This window comes from Halocatena marina, from assembly GCF_023276375.1.
Classification (GTDB): Archaea; Halobacteriota; Halobacteria; order Halobacteriales; family Haloarculaceae; genus Halocatena; species Halocatena marina.
Genome location: NZ_JALLPK010000001.1, coordinates 2386436 through 2404862, shown reverse-complemented (window position 1 = coordinate 2404862; position 18427 = coordinate 2386436). Strand labels below are relative to the sequence as shown.

General features: G+C 54.9%; 12 protein-coding genes. 4 read left to right on the top strand and 8 right to left on the bottom strand.

Going from position 1 to position 18427, the window contains the following annotated elements:
• Positions 1-26: 26 nt before the first annotated feature.
• The 6 genes from MW898_RS10910 to MW898_RS10885 all read right to left on the bottom strand — a co-directional run bounded on the left by MW898_RS10910 (position 27) and on the right by MW898_RS10885 (position 11274).
• On the bottom strand, positions 27-3605 hold the full coding sequence (locus MW898_RS10910) for a tetratricopeptide repeat protein (protein WP_248907125.1): 3579 nt from the start codon (positions 3603-3605) through the stop codon (positions 27-29).
• A gap of 59 nt (positions 3606-3664) precedes the next feature.
• Positions 3665-4738 carry an archaeosine biosynthesis radical SAM protein RaSEA gene (locus tag MW898_RS10905; protein ID WP_248907123.1) on the bottom strand — a complete coding sequence of 358 codons (1074 nt, stop codon included), beginning with the start codon at positions 4736-4738 and terminating at the stop codon, positions 3665-3667.
• Between the two features lie 104 nt (positions 4739-4842).
• Complete coding sequence (locus tag MW898_RS10900; protein ID WP_248907121.1) at positions 4843-6516, bottom strand: Na+/H+ antiporter NhaC family protein; 1674 nt, start codon at positions 6514-6516, stop codon at positions 4843-4845.
• Positions 6517-6713: 197 nt separating this feature from the next.
• Complete coding sequence (locus MW898_RS10895; protein WP_248907119.1) at positions 6714-7697, bottom strand: H-type lectin domain-containing protein; 984 nt, start codon at positions 7695-7697, stop codon at positions 6714-6716.
• A gap of 790 nt (positions 7698-8487) precedes the next feature.
• A complete protein-coding gene (locus MW898_RS10890) occupies positions 8488-10011 on the bottom strand; it encodes an ATP-binding protein (RefSeq protein ID WP_248907117.1) in 1524 nt (507 codons plus the stop codon).
• Positions 10012-10332: 321 nt separating this feature from the next.
• Entirely contained in the window at positions 10333-11274 is a 942-nt protein-coding gene (locus MW898_RS10885; RefSeq protein ID WP_248907115.1) for a cation diffusion facilitator family transporter, read from the bottom strand.
• Between the two features lie 74 nt (positions 11275-11348).
• Between MW898_RS10885 and MW898_RS10880 the strand changes: the two genes are divergently transcribed.
• Both MW898_RS10880 and MW898_RS25640 read left to right on the top strand, forming a co-directional pair.
• Complete coding sequence (locus MW898_RS10880; RefSeq protein WP_248907112.1) at positions 11349-11846, top strand: metallophosphoesterase; 498 nt, start codon at positions 11349-11351, stop codon at positions 11844-11846.
• Between the two features lie 683 nt (positions 11847-12529).
• Complete coding sequence (locus tag MW898_RS25640; RefSeq protein WP_264383046.1) at positions 12530-12664, top strand: DUF7859 family protein; 135 nt, start codon at positions 12530-12532, stop codon at positions 12662-12664.
• Here MW898_RS25640 and MW898_RS10875 read toward each other — a convergent pair.
• Positions 12661-13677, bottom strand: a complete 1017-nt coding sequence (locus MW898_RS10875; RefSeq protein WP_248907110.1) for a threonine aldolase family protein — start codon at positions 13675-13677, stop codon at positions 12661-12663. The genes MW898_RS25640 and MW898_RS10875 overlap by 4 nt on opposite strands.
• A 177-nt stretch (positions 13678-13854) precedes the next feature.
• Between MW898_RS10875 and MW898_RS10870 the strand changes: the two genes are divergently transcribed.
• Entirely contained in the window at positions 13855-14946 is a 1092-nt protein-coding gene (locus MW898_RS10870) for an aminopeptidase (RefSeq protein ID WP_248907108.1), read from the top strand.
• Positions 14947-15118: 172 nt separating this feature from the next.
• Here the strand turns inward: MW898_RS10870 and MW898_RS10865 are convergent, their stop codons facing one another.
• Positions 15119-17089 carry a 3-hydroxyacyl-CoA dehydrogenase/enoyl-CoA hydratase family protein gene (locus MW898_RS10865; RefSeq protein WP_248907106.1) on the bottom strand — a complete coding sequence of 657 codons (1971 nt, stop codon included), beginning with the start codon at positions 17087-17089 and terminating at the stop codon, positions 15119-15121.
• A 117-nt stretch (positions 17090-17206) separates the two neighbouring features.
• On the opposite strand from MW898_RS10865, the gene MW898_RS10860 reads away from it, so the two are divergent.
• The gene (locus MW898_RS10860) at positions 17207-18361 is read left to right on the top strand and encodes an acyl-CoA dehydrogenase family protein (RefSeq protein ID WP_248907104.1); all 1155 of its coding nucleotides are present in this window, start codon (positions 17207-17209) and stop codon (positions 18359-18361) included.
• The last annotated feature ends 66 nt before the right edge of the window (positions 18362-18427 follow it).

Sequence of the window (18427 nt, the reverse complement as noted above, 5' to 3'; positions counted from 1 at the left end):
GCTGTGCTAACAGTATCTCAGTAGGTTTATCGGTCTTCGTCCAACATCGTCTTCGCTTCTCCGCTGTCGAATCCTGTTTTTTCGACGAGCTCGGCCGCTGTCTCGCGATATTCGAGTACTGCATCCATATCATCGAGCGCGGTAGCGACGTTGGCGAGATGGTGGCACGTCTCGATAGCGTCGGGAATCGCTCCGATATCACGGAACATCGAGAGTGCGGTTTCGTAGCGCTCTTGGGCACGTTCGAAGTTCTGTCGTTCCTCGGCAACTATTCCCTGTTGTGTGAGTGTTCGGGCTTCACCAATTCTGTCACCGCTTTCGTGTGTCCGTTCGAGGCTCGCAGCGAGTTGCGCCTCGGCCGTCTCAAACCGGCTCTTATCACGGTTTATTGTGCCGAGTAGTCGGAGACAGTTGGCCACACCGCGCACGTCACCGCGTTCTTGATAACACTCGAGGCTGCGCTCGATGTGGTCCACGGCGGTATCGAGGTGTCCTTCGAGGCGCGCAACGGATCCAAGATTGAAAAGCGACTCAGCGACTCCGAGACGATCTCCGATGTCGCACCGGAGATCGTGGCTGCGTTCGTAGCGTCGTCTGGCGGCCGCGAGATCACCCCGCTGGCGGTCGACGGTGCCGCGGTCGTTGAGGCATTGTGCCATTCCCTGCGTGTCGCCGAGCTCCTGATAGCGTTCGAGACTACGTTCGTGGAATTCGATCGAACGGTCGAATTCGCCGCGGAGTTGGACAACGTGCCCGAGACTGTGTAAGCTGTTCGCCTCTCCAACATCGTCGCCAATATCCCGGTACGTATCGAGTGCCTGTTTGAGACAGCGTTCTGCCGCGTCTAAGTCGGCGCGCTTTCGATTGAGGACACCGAGGTTGTTGAGTGTATCCGCTTCTGAACGATGGTTCCCGATCGATCGGTAGTAGTCGAGACAGGCGCGATAGTGATCGACAGCAGCATCGAGATCACCTTTCGAATCGAGTACCGTTGCGAGATTGAATCGCGCGTCCGTTTCGGCGCTGTGGTTGTCTAGTTCACGATAGCGATCGAGACACGTCTGGAGATACGTTTTCGCTTCGTCGAGATCACCACGCGACCACGCGATGATTCCGAGATTGTTGATCGCATCGAGCTCACCCTGTTCATCGCCGGCCGCGAGATACGCCGAATAACTCCGTTCGTAAAACTGCTCGGCTTCGTCGAACTCACTCCGACGAAATGCGACCGTTCCCCTGTGTTTGAGGCTCCTTGCGTGGAGTGTTTCGGTCGTGTCCCTCGTTTCATCACTCGCAAGGTCAGCGAGATGCTCGAATTCGCGGTCGGCATCGTCGAAGTTGCCAGCATACAGAGACATTTTTCCTCGCCACTCGGTGCAGTGAATCTCCATCTCGTCCGAGCAGACCTCTGGGAGGTTGATTTTCGTGTCAGAGCCCGCACCGAACAACGGAACGAGCGTGGAGTGAGAGAGACCGAGGGAAAATAGCCGCTCGATCGTCGTGTCTGCCCATCCTTGTGGATCAGCAGAGATCTCTTTGATGACTGGTGATGTCCCAGCGAATTCCCAGTCAATACGCACGCGGCGAGTTTCGTCATCGGCCAACGATAAAAGAGCGGTAACGACGCGGTCGAACCGTTCTGTTGCTCGTTGTTTTTGCTGTTCGTGACCTCTGTTGTACAGTTGTTGGAGGAACAGTACAGACCACGACTCGTGAACCGTGCGGTACGGTCGTGTTCCATCCTCTGAATCGGATGGTTCGAAAACGACGCGCCCTTTTAACAACGACAGTGCCTCTTCAATTATCTCCTGATTACGATCATGATCGTCAGCTGTGAGCGCGTAAACGAAGCCGGGATAAACGCCGATGTCAGCTGCATTGAGGAGAGAAACGAGCACTCCGACATCAAGCGCACAGTCACCGAGTGACAGAAGATCGTCATAGGTCTGTAGTACGTCTTCTGTGAGCGTTGTCGAGGTCATCGCTCTGAACGATGCGAGTGGATCGACGGAGAGAGCAAGACGGTGCAACACTACGAGGAGAGCCGCTGGATCGTCGTCATCCTCGTGTCCATCGAGTAGATCTGAGGCATCGAGATCGATTCGCCGTCCGGTCACGGTCTCGAAGTGGCTGATGAGTCGATCACATTCGGTCACGTCAAGAGCAGGCATTTCGACGCGTGCGATCGTTTCTTTCCAGTTGGTATCGATGTGTGTCTCCTGCTCGGGGACCGAAGGATTGTCCCACTCGTGTTCACGCGATTCGAGGAGGAAGGTCACTGTCGGATCGTCACGATACGCTTCGATCACGCGGAAGATGGCGTTCGCTTCTGCTGAGAGCGCATCTTCGATGACAATGAGTGTGTGTCCATCACACTCGCGCAAACGGTTGCAGAGTGCGGTTGCACTATCGAACACCTGTCCCATTCCCTCCTTTCGATACAGTGTGGTTCCGTAGCCAGCTTCGTACCAGCGGTAGGCGACCGTCTTACAGACGGTGCTTTTTCCCGAACCAGGATGTCCAATGAGTGCGTGATCGTTGCCTTCTTTGAGTCCATTGAGGATTGTACCGACGAGCGACTGGCGTTCGCCATTTCGTTCACGTGTCCGTTCTACGGCGTGGTCCGCCGCGATTTCTGCAAGGTCGATACCGGTTCGCCAGCTGGTCGTCGGTGGCCCGGGTGCGCGTGACTCAAAAAACTCCTCTGTCAGCTCGACGAATCCCTCCCGTTCGAGGACGACCTGCCCGTGATGTTCGGTAACCGTGGTTTGTGCCACCGGAAGACGCTGTTGCACTGCTGAACCAGAAGTATTCGTTGTTGTCTCTTCTGTGACATCCGTCGCTGACTCGATGACGGAGGTTACGTACTCCTGCGCCTGCGCAAACGCAATGGCGGTGTCGTTTCGGAATATTCCGGCACGAGTGTCGCCGTCGTATGCGATAGCAATGGCTTCGTTTTCACCCGACGACCGTTCCACGACGAAAAGAGAGCACGGTGGTGATCGGTCGGCACGCATGAGCGTTCCCCCGTGATCGGCTAACTGTCCGAGTGTTCCCGGAAAGCGCTGGTGAAGTGTTTCATAGAGATCTGGCCCGACGACGAGATCGAGATCGAGAGTATCCTCTACCACACGTGACTGACACAGCCCGAGCAAGAGCGGATCCGCAAGAACAGGGAGAAAGGCGGTGAGCTGGTCGGCTGATTCAATCACAGACCGAACCGCCGTTGGAATATCGAACGAACTCTGTGCGTCGGTCGGAACACGCTCGACGCCTGTTAACACTTCAAGCGGAATGCGGGTATCCCGGGGAAAGGTTTCAACGAGAGGTGATGCAACGAGAACATTATTGACCCGATCGACGAACTCGTCGTACTCGATGGTGGCCAGTCGACCGGCCAGCGTCGTTACATATCCATCTCCCGTCCGCTCGACAAAGCCTGCCTGCTCGAGTTCACGGAGCGCGCGGTCGACAGTCGAACGCGACCACTCGAGCGCCTCGACGACCTCCGGTTTCTGATGAGGTGACGATTCGAGACACCGCAGAAACTCTACTCGTCGCTCCAGTAAGCGGATGAGATCATCAGTACTACCGGACGTGACCATCTATAACAGCAATTTCAATCGGAAAAACTTAAATCTGATAGTTCTACAATTGTGATCACTCACCGCGATAATGGCATTCCGTAGCTCGTTTCTCGCTCCATAATCGCATCCCACGTCAGCTCACATTCACACGATACTTGATCGAACACTGTTGGGTCTTGGCGTAGGTTGAAATCTTTGATGGCGGTTTGTACACGATCATCGCACTCGCCGCAGTTGTGTGATCCGCGGTCGCTGCCATGCCCGACTGGATCAGAGACAACGATGGCGTCGGCGTCCGTGGTGTCCTGCAACACTTCTGCGACTGACCAGAGCCACGGTGGGCGGTACCCGCCGTCGTGGTACAGCTCTTCGACCATCGTGTAGCGTTGGACGTTCGTCGGGTTCATCGAGACAGTGTGGGCGTATTCGGCACAGCGCCTGATGGAACGTTTCATGTCTTCGACGGCTTCTGGCTCGCTGAGGAAGGGAGGCTTCATGAGAAGATACGCCTTGATGCCCGCTCCCGCCGCGTCGGCTGCGTCGCTTGCCTTGATGAAGTCATCGAAGTCGAAATACTTGTTCACGCAGTCGTGTCGAACGCGGTCGGTTGCTGTTTCGAGACCGACGGCGACATCCACGTCGAGACCGACCTCGGTGAAGTCTGTGAGCTTTTCTCGCTCGACGAAATCAGGGAGACTCTCGACGACAATGCGCTCTCGATCGGAAAACGTCGATGCGATAGCTTGACGCGTTGTCGCGGGGACTTCGCGCTCGTCGAGGAACGATCCGGACGTATAGATCTTGATGAGATCGGACGATTCGTCTCCTGCGTTCTCACGTTCGTGTTCGAGGCACGCGTCGATCTGTTCCATCAGCAGCTCGTGAGAGACGGTGCCGCCTTCGACTGATTCGGCGACGTATCCACACATCGTACAGCCTCCGGCACGAGCCCATCGACAGCCGCCTGTGTTGAGGATAATCGTGAGTGACTGATAGACACCATCGGGTGTGTTGTCCTCATCGAGCCAGACACGGGTCGGTTCGGATGGATCGTAGGTGCGCTGATTGCGCGCACGAATATCGCGCATCACTTGATTGTGCGCGTCCATCCCGCGTCCCTGTTCATACACGTCGGGATTAGGCGTACTCATGGTCGTATCCAGCGATAACCGACTGGCGCGTAAAACGCTCGCGGTCATCTGCTACGCAGAATTCATACCGACTGACACCAGTTCAACATCCTGACTCGCCGAGATCAGTACGGAATAATGTTGAACCCTTGTGGGATCAGAAAGCCGAAGATGAGAAACAGCACTGCAGCGATCGTCGCGGTGATCAGCGCATACGGGATCTGAGTACGGACGTGAACCATGTGGTCGCTTCCGCTCGTCGAGGAAGAAAGCACGGTCGTATCGCTGATCGGTGAGCAGTGATCACCGAAGATACCACCACTGAAAACGGCTCCGAGAACCAACGGGAGATTCGCTCCCGTGACAAACACGATCGGAATCGCAATTGGGAACATGATCCCGTAGGTTGCCCACGAACTCCCGTCAGAGAAGCTGATGAAACTCGTTGCAATGAAGAGACTAACTGGAACGATCGACGCTGGCACACCTTGGAACCAGTTGGTGACGAACTTCGATATCCCGAGCAGTGAAACGCTATTCTGGATGGAGCTTGCAAGAGTGAGGATGACTGCAGCGAGGAGAATTCCTTTGAAACCACGGACGATCGCGTCTGTCGCGTCCGTGTTCGTTGGGATATCCCCACGGATTCGATAGAGAACGAACGCGACGACCAATCCCGCAGTGGCGGCCAGTCCGAGCCGGACACCGCCGATATCGAACGACCACTGTCCACCAGACGGGAGGATCAGTGAATACCCTCCGGCAGAGAACAGCGTAGACATCTGTGGCGCTTGAATGACCGGATTTGCCCGCCAGAACATCGCCATGACGGCGATGAGTATCATTGTCGCAATTGGGACCACGAAGTTGCGCCAATCGGGAGTGGCAGCCTCTGACATCTCGTACTGATTCATCTCTTCGGATATCATCGGGTCGGCGTCCGGGCCAACAACACCGTTACCCGAGCGTGCGCGTTCTTCTTCGCGCTTCATCATCCCGATGTTCGGGATGATTTGCCACGCGACCAACGCCGCGATGATAAGCGCGATCCATGAGTAAAACCCGAAAAAGAGACTGTTGAAAAACAGCGGCCAGATTTCGGCGGTGACTGCGCTCGCCTGCTGGCCAGATCCTTGCACGTAGTTGCTCATACTTGCCGGCAACTCACCGTTCTGCTGTGCTCGGACAAGTCCTCCGCCGATGAAACCGATGAGTGCGACTCCCCACGTCGAGTAAAACGCGAGTCTCGCAGCCGGACTGCCAGCACTGTCAACGTAGTACGCGAGCTTGGCCCGCGAAACGTTGTAGCGATCTGTGAGTGGTCGCATCATCGATCCGACCACAAGACAGTTGAAATAATCGTCGATGTGGACGATCATACCAGCGAAAAACGACGCCCGCTCGGCATCTGCTGGTGAATCGACACGTGCGGCCAGTGCTTCGAGAACACCTTGGATTGCCCCAGCACGAATCATCAGGCCAATCATTCCGCCAATCATGAAGATTGCAAGTAGTACGTTTTCGACGTACCATGCGTCGTTGAACAGCGGCGCAGTTGCAATGAGGGTCGGGACGACGGTTAGTCCCATCACGCCACCGAGGATGGTCCCAGTAATACTCCCTGTGAGGCCCGATGGAACTCCGACAGTGGCCGGACTAAACGCTCCGTAGACGATGCCTGCACCGATAACGCCAACAAACAAACCAATGAGGGCATCGCGGGTGGTCCACGCTAACCCAATCGCGAGAATCGCGGGGACGAGTGCCCATACACCGGCGTTGATGGTCTCAAGCGACATGGATGCGACGTACATATGTGTCAGCACATAAAAATGCCCGGATTTAACACGGTCTATCATGACTGTGTTGTGATGTATTCGTAGTAGTCATGCGGTGTTACGATCCACTACATTGTGGTCATCGTACGTACATGAACAGACGTGCCGCTCTTTAGAACTGAATCAGCCAAAAACTGCATGGACCATGCTCGTCCGCTTCAGACGTAGAGGAGGGCGTCGTCTTCGAAGACGGCGTAGCCGATGGCTTCGGGGACGTGTTCGACTTCGGTGTCAGCACTCTGTTCTTCCTCGACAGCGACGGTTGCACCAGTTCCGTCGATATCGCTCACGCGGGTGGTGGCGGTGTTGTGCCCGGCGAGTGTCTGCATGTCGGCGAGGCAGATGGGTGAGTCGTAGTCGTTTGCGAACTCGAGTGGGTACTCGTCGTGCGTGACGGTCTGGGTGGTGGCGTCGACTTCGAAGCCGCCGAGGATCGAATCGAGCTTGCCAAGCGGCGGATCGAGGATGCCCTCACCGGGTTCGAGGGCGATGTAGCCAACCGTTTCCGAGCGGTGGAACTGTCGGTATCGCTCCTGTTCTTGGAGTTTGACGGTGAACTGGTTGGTGCCCGCGACGTCGACGCGGGTGGTGATGGAATCGCCCTTGCCGGCGGCATCGCCGCGGCGGCCATTATGCGTCTGTGCTTGTGCGAAGACGGTGGGGCGCTGGGAGAACGACTGCGTGAAGGAGACGCTCTGTGCAGTGGTGTTAGCGGCGACGAAGCCGGCTTCGGCGTTGAGGAGTGCGCCGACGAGTTCGTGGACACCGCGTGCCATCGCAAGGAAGTGTAGTTCTTCGGCGGCGTGCTCGCCGTCTTGGTAATCCCACTCTTCGAGGCGGAACTCAAAGCCGTTCCGGGTAACCTTCCGGATGTGGACATCGACGGGGGCCGTCTCGTTTGCGGTGACGGGGTTCATGATAACGACGGGGGTGAGTGCAAACGGGATATCAAATGAGACACGGGCCCAGCGGTCAGGATCGCTCTGACCAGCGACGATTCGGCCAGTTTGGCCGATGACCGAGGGACCACCGACGGCAGGCAGTGCCCGCCCTCGGGTAGTTGCGATACGACTAACTCCGGCTGATGTTGCACCAGCAGCCGCCAATTGCAAAAATCGGCGACGAGACTTGTCTCGGACCATAGCGGACTACCCTGTGAGTAACAACCAATTAAGTGTTGCTATATTATCCGCAACTACAAAACTAATTGCAAATTAACACTATCTTTATTACCAACTATTATCCCACCCCATCCAATTTGTGGACAGGAATACGATGGGATGGGGTAGATGGGAGATGTCCCATCACGGGTTACTCTCATGGCGGAGAGGCTGCCGGAAAATGCCTCCGAAAGAGCGGAAGATGCGCTGACTCCCGCTGTAACAGCCTCGTCTAGGCTGCATTGAGGCTATCATATAAATCCCTGTCAGACGTATTATTCAAAGATAATTGGAAGATTACAATACAATTATTATATGACTTGATGATTATCTCAGACAAACGTCTTCGAATACGTGCGATGTTCACTCACAACATTAGTTGGTGAAGATTATCTACAAAGATGTCTATCGAACTGCGCTTTGAAGATCTGATTTGGGCAAACAGGATCATGCCTGCCTGCCACGTGGACCATGATATCGTAGAAACGGCAGAGGTGTCAGAGAGGCTGTTACTGACCCTCATCTGTTATCTTACGTGCTTGCTATGCGATGCAGTGGTAGCGCTAAGCACTACGTATTCCCGTATTCAACAAACGGTTAAAAACATTATTATAGTTTCTCGCATACCGCTGTCCAAATGAGGTATCGCTATGGATCTCTACGTGGGAAATGTAGTGTACAAATACAATTTATCTGGTTGTCATAATTTGGATAAGATATTTGATAGCATTCCTTCGTGCGGTATCGACTGAATTGGAACCGGGTTGTGTGACTACTCACTCACGAATCTCGTTGACGATGCAGATCGCTTATTGACCGTCTCTGCCGTCTTGCTATCTGCTTTCGGGAGATCGATCGAAACGATACTGCCGTGTGGATCATTATCCTCAAACGCTACGTCACCGCCCGAGTCAACGACGATCCAACTAATGAGCCACAGTCCCAAGCCAAGCGAATGCTTTAGCTGTGTTTCTGTCCCCTCCTGTAGGACCTGTCGTTCTCGATCAGGAAGTCCCGGACCATTGTCTGCTATTTCGACGGTAGTGAAGGTGTGCGTGCTCGTAATCGTTATTGTGACAGTTGGGGTTGTAGCATCGTTGTGCTCAATGGCGTTCTCGATCACATTATCGAACACTAAGTCAATCTGATCATTTGCCCACACAGCCATGTTCTCATTCGAGGGTATCTCGGTCCTAATATCGGCTTCTGGGTACTCATTGCGAGCGCGCCTGACACATTCATCGAGTACTTCAGGCAGAGAGACTGTCTCTGTCGTCTCGTTGTTGCGATCGAGTGCGTGCTCTATCTGCTGGACTGTATCGCCTAACTCGACGAGCTTATTGGCTGTATCCCGTATTGTTTCTGCTCGGGTTGTTTCCGATAATTTGTCGATCAGCAGGTCAGCGTTGCCAATAATGACCCCAGCATGGTTGCGCAGATCGTGTCGCAGGACACGGTTTAGAACCTCTAATCGTCTCACGTGCTGTTTATTCTCGGTAACATCTGTTGCGATGATGTGTCCAGTTCCGTCTGTCGTAGCGACTGCTGGCGGGATGACAATCAGTTGAAAATCGCGGATACCTGCTGATGTCTTCAGTCGAATTTCGTGTTGTAGCGTCTTGTCGGAGTGGAGATCAGTATCGAGATCGATGGCTGCGCGCTCCTGATTAGGGGGAACGACGACTTCACTGATCTGAATTCCGTCGACAGTCGCACCATCAGCATCGAATACCCGATCGAATGCTGGATTAACGGCGCGAATTGTCGGTGTACCGTCCACATGCTCGTACTGGATGACTGGATCTGGGAGATTATCGAGTAGTGCTACGAATCGGTCGCGTTCTTGTTCTAACCGGCGTTGATACCGATCTAACTGCAATGTTCGGCGCTTGATCCGAGTTGCGTACAATCCGAAGGCGAAGCCAATAGCCATTCCTCCCGTCGCGCTGTCTATGAGTATGAACACGCGGTCGCTCATCATGACGCCTTGTGCCTGCTGATATTGAATTATCAACAAACCCGAGATAATGAACACCACTGCCCCCATGGTGCTCCAGCTGACGATTCTGGTGACTTGTTTGTCCGTTATATTGCTCCGCACGAGCCACCATCCAGAACCAGCCATCGCCAGCGAAAGACACAACGGGAGAACAATACCACTGATGGTTGCGAGGAGCGAATTAGGACCATCGGTAATGAAGTGATAGGTGTGAACCGAACCAGTCACTACTCCGATCCCACCGACGAGTGCTGCGCTCAGATACCTGTGAGCAGCACCTCTTGGCTCCCTTTTCATGATTTGCTTTCTGTTTATTGGATCGGCGATTGTGTGACGGTATGCATGGTGATGCGCTTGTGCCCGTACTCACTGATATCGAACCTCCCCGGTTTGGAGGATGTTCCCTCCGTCACAGGGCTTTCGTGGTTCGATAATGTGTTTGTTAAGGCTCATCTTAATCATACGTAATAATTGTTTACCTGTCTGTTGACGGCTTTTATAAGAGGTGGTGGTCCATTTCTTCTGTAAATGATGAATGTACGTACTCACATCTGTTCATAGTATTAAATGGTGCGAAAATGAATGATAACTGTTCTATATGGACTCTGTCGTCATCGTTTACATCTCTGGTTCGATGTAGACCTTCTCGATTTGTGGATTGTGTTCTATGAGCGCGTTCTCGATAGCCGTTATCTGTTCGTCGATCGACTCTGTGTCCATCGTATCTTCGAAACTGATGTCGGCAGTTACGAGGAGTTGTTCGGGTCCGAAAAAGACCGTTCGGAAGTCGTCAATATGTCGAACAGTGTCCCACTGAGTGACGATCGCTCTCAGCTGTCGTTCGTCTCCGGACGGAAGACTCTCTCCGAGCAGGAGGCGCTTGTTCTCCCACGCGAGTGCGAGTGCAAAGCCCATCAACAAGAGTCCGATGAAGACTGACGCAGCAGCATCGTAGAAGGGATTGCCTGTGATTCGTGAGAGGTAGATTCCGAAGAGGGCAATCCCGGCACCAGCGACAGCGACGAAATCTTCGGTGAGCGCCGTCAGCGTCGTCACATCGCTGGTTTTCCGGAATGCTTCTGAAAGGCTCTCCCAGTTGTGTTCTTTCATCTGCCGGGAAATGCCCAGATACGCTTTCCAGAGTGCGTAAGTCTCGAAGGCGATTGCCCCGATGAGCACCGTGTAGTTGACCCAGTGAGAGGGAAATTGGTAGCCAAACAGCGTTTCCGTGGAGGTCGTGACTGGATGTGGGTGCATGATTGAGTGGTATCCGTGCGTCACGCTCTCCCAGCCAGCGATGCCGAACAACAGGACTGCGACGAGGAACGAGTAGAAGAACTGTGCCTTTCCGTAGCCGAAGGGATGCTTATCGTCTGCTTCTCGGCCGCTGTAGCGAATACCAATGAGAAGAAACACCTGATTACCCGTATCAGAGACCGAATGATATGTTTCTGAGAGCATCGCTGGGCTTCCTGTCAGGAGGAACCCAGCGAATTTTAAAACCGTAATCGCTGCGTTTGCGAATAACGCTGCAATGACGACTGATTTACTACTTGCCATTACTCTACCAAACCAGAGGATAAACGAAATGCCTACCGCTCGTACTCTCGTATGCGGTTGATAACCATCATTCCATGATCACTGTCGTTTCTGACACCCATGGCCGTGACTCCCATCGACTGACTGATCACGCGCTCAGCGCTATCCGCGAGGCCACCCTCGTGCTTCACGCAGGTGATTTCGTCACAGAATCCGTTCTCGATGCCTTCGAAGCCGAAAGCACACGATTTGCTGGCGTTACCGGTAACAACGATTCATCCACGCTTCGTGAGCGGCTTCCAGTGGCACAGACCGTCGAGTACGAAGGAACTCGTATCGCTCTAGTACACGGTCACGAACATACGGACACTGGACTCGCGCTGTTCGGACAGCAGGAAAACGCGGACCTCCTCGTTGTCGGACACTCTCACAGACCTTCCTTTCGCTATATCGGTGATCTCCCTGTTCTCAATCCGGGAAGTCACGCCGATCCGCGATGGTATCGTCCCGCGTACGCAGAACTCGAACTCGATCCGTTTCGAGGACGGCTCATCGAACCGGACGGAACGCTCATCGATACATTCACAGTGTAATCGCTCCGCGACACCCCGTTCCTCGACAGAGTGAGAACGGCACATCGGTCGGCTGATCGCTGCAGCAGGAGGCTGATCTCTCCACACTGGATGACACTGCTTGTCGCCTGTCATTCCATCGATGAGGTCTTTACAGCCCTCCAGAAGGATTACCACAGTTCGTCGCAAACCCAGACGCGCTCTTCAGTAGCACATCGATGTTCATAATGGTCGAGTTTGATCCACTACCGTTCGATCCGCCCATCGCAATGAAAACGAGAACGAACACATTTCGAAGTGAAATGGACGCGCGAACACACTCCAAATAAGGCCAGCACACGCCATACACACGATGAATCATCCATCATCTTCATGCACACTGGGGAGATGGAGTGAACGGTTGGTGATGAGGTATTTCACGCGAGATCAGGTGATACGATCATCGCTCCTGTTGGCACTGAGCATAAATTCGGGGTCGTTGGGGAGAGCCTCTCGAACCCGTCGTGTCTGATCGCTCTTGTACAGATAGCCGACGAACGGAACCCTTCCGGAATGCACGCAATCACGACTCCCGGCGAACACTAACTCAGAGTCCAGCCCAATTCTAACCGCTCTGTGAATGGTTTCCTTTGCCTACTAACAAGCCTCTCAAGAGCAGTAACGAACGACGAAATTGTTTTGTTGTATGGGCATGGAATAGAGGCATGGTGCTCGGTATTAACGATCCCGTACTCGCCGTTTTCCTTATTGCTGGCGCGTTGTTCATCTTCGGGCTGTACTTACTGTTCCGACGAACAATGCTTGCTTTCCAAGAAGGGGCCCAAGGGAGAAACCGCTAGCTCTTTTCGATGACCTTAGTGATCCGCTCAATAGCCGTTTCGATGTCTGCTCGATCAATATCCCAGTGAGTGGTGAATCGTACGAGATGATCGTCGAATTCGACACCGCCAACGCCAGCATCGGCACACCGAGTGAGAAAGTCACTCGCTTTGGAGTGGGTCTCGACGAGAACGATATTTGTCTCCGGTTCGTGGGCGGTGAGTCCTTGGAGCGCATCGAGTGACTGAGCAAGCAGACGGGCGTTCTCGTGATCTGTTTCGAGGCGTTCGACGTTTTCGAGCGCGAGCATACCGGGCGCAGCAATGATGCCCGCCTGTCGCATCCCCCCACCGAGGAGCTTCCGTCCCCGTCTAGCGCGATCGATGAACGCCGACGATCCTGCAAGCATCGAACCAATAGGAGCACCGAGTCCTTTCGAGAGACACATCATAACGGAGTCGACTTCTCGTGTCATCCGAGAGAGCGCAACGTCGTGAGCGACAGCAGCGTTAGCGAGGCGTGCACCATCGAGATGGACCGGAACTCCAAGATCGTGAGCGGTTTTTGCAGCTGCGTCGATGGTCTTGGGCGAGATGGCCGTCCCGCCTTTCGCATTGTGTGTGTTTTCGAGCGCGAGGAGGCCCGTACCGGGACGGTGGTCGTTGGCGCGGACGTGCCCTTCGCGGACAGCTCCAGAGGTGATGACGCCGCGCTTACCGCCGTCGATCGGTCGCGTTTGGAGTGATGCGTGTTGGGCGAGTCCAGCACATTCCCACCGGTAGATGTGGCTATCGCGTTCGAGGAGAATCTCCTGTCCGCGGTCCGTGTGTGTCCGCGCCGCAACTTGGTTTCCCATTGTCCCAGAAGGAACGAACAGCGCGTCTTCGAACCCCAGCCGATCGGCTACACGACGTTCGAGTTCGTTGACTGTCGGATCCTCGTGATACACATCATCACCAACCTCAGCGTCACGCGCGCTCTCACGCATCGCGTCGTTCGGTCGTGTGACGGTGTCACTTCGAAGGTCGATCATGGAGTGAACAATCATGATGCGAAAATAAATACACCTCGATCAGAACAGCCGAATCAGCAGGCAACGAAATCGCCGTGACCGAAGCGAGCATGACACTGATGACAAGGAACGTCGCCGAATAACCAGACACCAACTCGACTTCGAAAGCTGTTTTTCCGGCAAAATCAGTCACTAACCATGGATCCACGAATCCGTCAGCACGCGGCGACCATCGTGAATCATTCCGTCGATCTCCAACCTGGCGAGAACGTCGTTATCAGTACACCATCTGTCGCAGAAGATCTCGCTGTTGCTCTCCACGAAGTAGTCGGTGACATCGGTGGTGTTCCTGTGTACTTAGCCGACAGCGACCGTGCTGATCGGGCGTATCTCCGAGCGGCCGGTGCAGATGGGATCGAGACGCCAGAGCACCTAGCAGCACTGTACGAGAATGTGGACGTGCTCATCCGAGTGCGTGGTGGTCAAAACGTCACTGAAACGAGTGATGTCACGCCCGAGACGATGGCCGCGAACGAGCGCGCGAAAAAGCCTATCAGCGATATTGCACTCTCGAAACGGTGGTGTCTCACCCAGTTCCCGTGCGCGAGCTTCGCTCAGCTCGCAGGGATGAGCACCGAAGCGTACGAGGATTTCGTTTGGGATGCGATCGATAAGGATTGGGACGCCCAACGCGAGCACCAACAGCGAATGGTCGATATTCTCGACCCGGCGAGTGAGATACGCATCAAGAGCGGTGACACGACCGACATCACCATGTCCATCGATGGAATGCACACCCAGAACGACTACGCAGAGTACAATCTCCCGGGCGGTGAGGTGTTCACCGCACCCGTCCCCGACTCCGTTGAGGGCGAAGTGCTGTTCGATATGCCTCTCTACCATCAAGGCCGCGAAGTCGAGAACGCACATCTCGTCTTCGAGGACGGCGTGGTCGTCGAACACAGCGCCGAGACGAACGAAAACGTGCTGACGTCGGTGCTCGAAACCGACGAGGGTGCACGACGGCTCGGGGAGTTGGGCATCGGGATGAACCGCGACATCGATCGGTTCACGTACAATATGCTCTTCGATGAGAAGATGGGCGACACCGTCCACATGGCCGTCGGAAACGCCTACGGCGACACTGTCGGTCCGAACCGCGAGCGCAACGAGAGCGCAGCACACGTCGATATGATCGTTGATATGAGCGAAGAGTCGGTCATCGAAGTCGATGGAGACGTGGTACAGCGAAATGGTCGATTCGTCTTCGAAGACGAATTCGAATCATAAAAAATCAGATCGGATAGAAGACGGCGGGACGCTCTGTATTCGCTTGTTTCAGCGAGTACACTGATCGTTCTCGAACAGAGAGTACTCGAACGAGGTCACTCGATCGATAGTTGTTGAATATCGTTTAGCCGGTGGTACTCAGATCTCCCCCGTTCCGATCTGTGACTCGTTTCTACTTCCCTTCGAATTCAGGGTCGCCATCGCCCATGAAGGCCGTAATTCCTTCCATGAGGTCGTCGGTACCGATGAGGTGACCGAACGCCTGTGCTTCGATTTCGAGACCGGCATCCGTGTCCTCCCAGCCGCGTAGCATCGCTTTCTTGACGAACTGTGTCGCAATCGGTGGTCCGGCAGCGAGATCGGCAGCGAGTTCGAACGCCTCGGACGCCAGTTCGTCGTTCGAGACGACGTCATTCAGGAATCCGTAGTCGGCCATCGTCTCCGCGTCGTAGCGGTCTGCGGTCAGGATGATCTCCTTCGCTCGACCCTCACCAACGATGTGCTGGAGCCGTTGCGTGCCACCCCATCCCGGTAGCAGACCAAGGTTGAGTTCGGGTTGGCCGAGTTCAGAACGCTCAGAGGCGATACGCATGTCAGCGCACATCGAGAGTTCCATCCCGCCACCGAGACAGTAGCCATCGATACCAGCGACGACTGGCATCGAACACGATTCGAGTTTACCGTAGGTCTGTTGTCCCGTCCGCGAGAGTTCGATTGCCTGAAGCGGCTCTGCGCTCGTGGCCATCGATTGCACGTCCGCTCCAGCAGAGAACGCCTTCTCGCCCTCGCCCGTAATGAGGATCGCGCGGACGTCGTCGTCGGATTCGAACGCATCGATGGCTGCTCCCAATTCGTCGAGCAGTTCGATGTTGATGGTGTTCATCCGGTGTGGACGATCGATGACGATCTGCCCAACCATCTCGCCCGGGTACTCGACGCGGATCATCTCGTATTCGACTGTGTCGTCGTCAGCTTCCTCGTCGTAAAATCCTCCTTCTTGGGCTCGATCGCGGAGGTAGTCCGAAGCCTCATACCGCGATGCGCCGTTCTGTTCGAGCCGTTCATCGAGTGTCTCGACGAGCGTTTCGAGTCCCGTTTCGTCGGCGAGTTTCCCTGGCCCTTCTGGGAACCCGGCCCCGAGCATCACGGCCTCGTCGATGTCCTCGACCGGTGCAACCTCGTTGCCGACGAGATTGCCGACTTCGTTTGCCATCACGGCGAGCAGACGGTGCTTGATCTCGCTGCTGCCAACATCGGTGGGGATCTGTGCCCCATCGCCGTTCTTGTAGTCGTAGAAGCCTTCACCGCTCTTTTTCCCGTAGCGTTCTTCCTCAACAACTTCCTCAAGCAACGGTGCAGGAGCGTACGCCTCGCCGAGTACGTCGTTCATGTATTCGAGGACGTGATAGGTGACATCGTTACCGACCTGATCGCCGAGTTCGAATGCACCCATCGGGAGACCGAGGTCGAACTTGACTGTGCTGTCGACTTCTTCTTTGGTCGCATCGTCCTCGGAGACGATCCAGCACGCCTCGTTCATCAGCGGAACGAGAATCCGGTTCACGATGAAACCAGGCGTATCCTTTCGCACGCGAACAGGAGACTTATCGAACGAATCTGCGAGCTGTTCGGTCACAGAAAGCGTCTCTTCTGCGGTGTGTTCGCCTGAGATGACCTCAACGAGCTGCATGCGCACTGGTGGGTTGAAGAAATGCATCCCACAGAACTGCTCGGGCCGTTCGGTCACTTCCGAGAGATCGGTGATCGAAAGCGACGACGTGTTCGATGCGAGAATCGTGTGCTCTGGGGCGTGTTCTTGTACCTCGCTGTACACGTCCTTTTTGATCTCCATCTGCTCGGGGACTGCTTCGATGATGAAATCGGCGTCACTAACGGCAGCCTCCATGTCGACGAGTGGCGTGATCTGTTCGAGCGCGTTGTCTGCGTCCTCCTCGCTGATTCGATCGTTCTCCGCGAGCTTTCCGAGACTCCACTCAATCTGATCGTAGCCGTTCTGAACGAACTCCTCGTTGATATCGCGGAGCGTGACCTCGTAGCCGGAGAGTGCGGCCACCTCGGCGATCCCGTGACCCATGTTCCCGGCACCGAGCACCGCGATACTATCGATATCATCTACATCCATGACAATTAGTGAGTCTCTCGGAGAGGTGTTCAACGTTTCCCATTGGGCCTATAACAACCGTTTACGGGTTTATCGCTTGCGCAAAATCGTTATGGTTTAACACCGATGAAAATGAGCATGGATTTCGAATTATCCGACGAGCAGACACAAATCAGAGATGAGGTCCGTCGTTTTGCGGAGAATGAGATTGCACCTGTCGCCCAAGAGTACGACGTTGAGGAGAAGTTCCCATTCGAAGTCCTAGAGACCGCAACGGAGATGGGCTTGACCGGAGCGAACATTCCGATGGAGTACGGCGGCGCTGAGTACAGCGCGCTCGATACGGCCATCATCATCGAGGAGCTGTTCGCCGTCGATCCCGGTATTGCTCTCTCGATCACAGCAACCACGTTCGGGAGCGACGCTATCATCGAATACGGAACAGAAGAGCAAAAAGAGAAGTTCCTCGCCCCGATTGCGAGCGGCGAGGCGATCATGGGTGCGGCAATCTCCGAACCCGACACTGGCTCCGACGTGTCCTCGGTGTCAACCAATGCCGAAAAAGACGGCGACGAGTGGGTCATCAACGGCAACAAGATGTGGATCACCAACGGCTCTGTGGGTGATTTCTTCGTTGTCATGTGTGAGACCGACCCCGACGCCGAAGGTCGATACAACGGATTCTCTCAGATCGTCGTCGAGTCCGACCGCGACGGATTTACGAGCGAGAAGATCACGGGGAAACTCGGAATCCGAGCAAGCGATACGGCCGAACTCATCTTCGATGACGTGCGTGTCCCCGAAGAGAACCTCGTCGGTACGCGTGGGATGGGCTTCCTCCAGCTCATGCAGTTCTTCGACATCACACGGACGATGGTAGCTGCACAGGGCGTGGGAATCGCGAAAGGTGCTGCAGAACGGTCACTGGAATACGCACAAGAACGCGAGCAGTTCGGCCGTCCGATCGGCGACTTCCAGTCCATCCAGCATAAGATCGCCGACATGCACACTCGAACCGAAGCAGCCAGACAGCTCACGTACAAGTCCGCGTGGAGCGTCGAACACTCGGACGAACAGCTGACGACGCTTGCTTCGATGGCAAAGGAGTTTGCCTCCCGCGTCGCTGTCGACTGTGCAAACGAAGCCGTCCAGATCCACGGCGGATCGGGCTACGTCAACGACTTCGATGTCGAACGTCTCTACCGTGACGCCAAGATCACACAGATCTACGAAGGAACGACCGAAATCCAGAAGAACATCATCGCCCGCGAACTGATGGACAAAGGATTCTAAATTCCAAATCCGAGAATAACAACGAATCTGTTAGGCGTCGAGCCGAGCGCGATCGAATCACTCGAT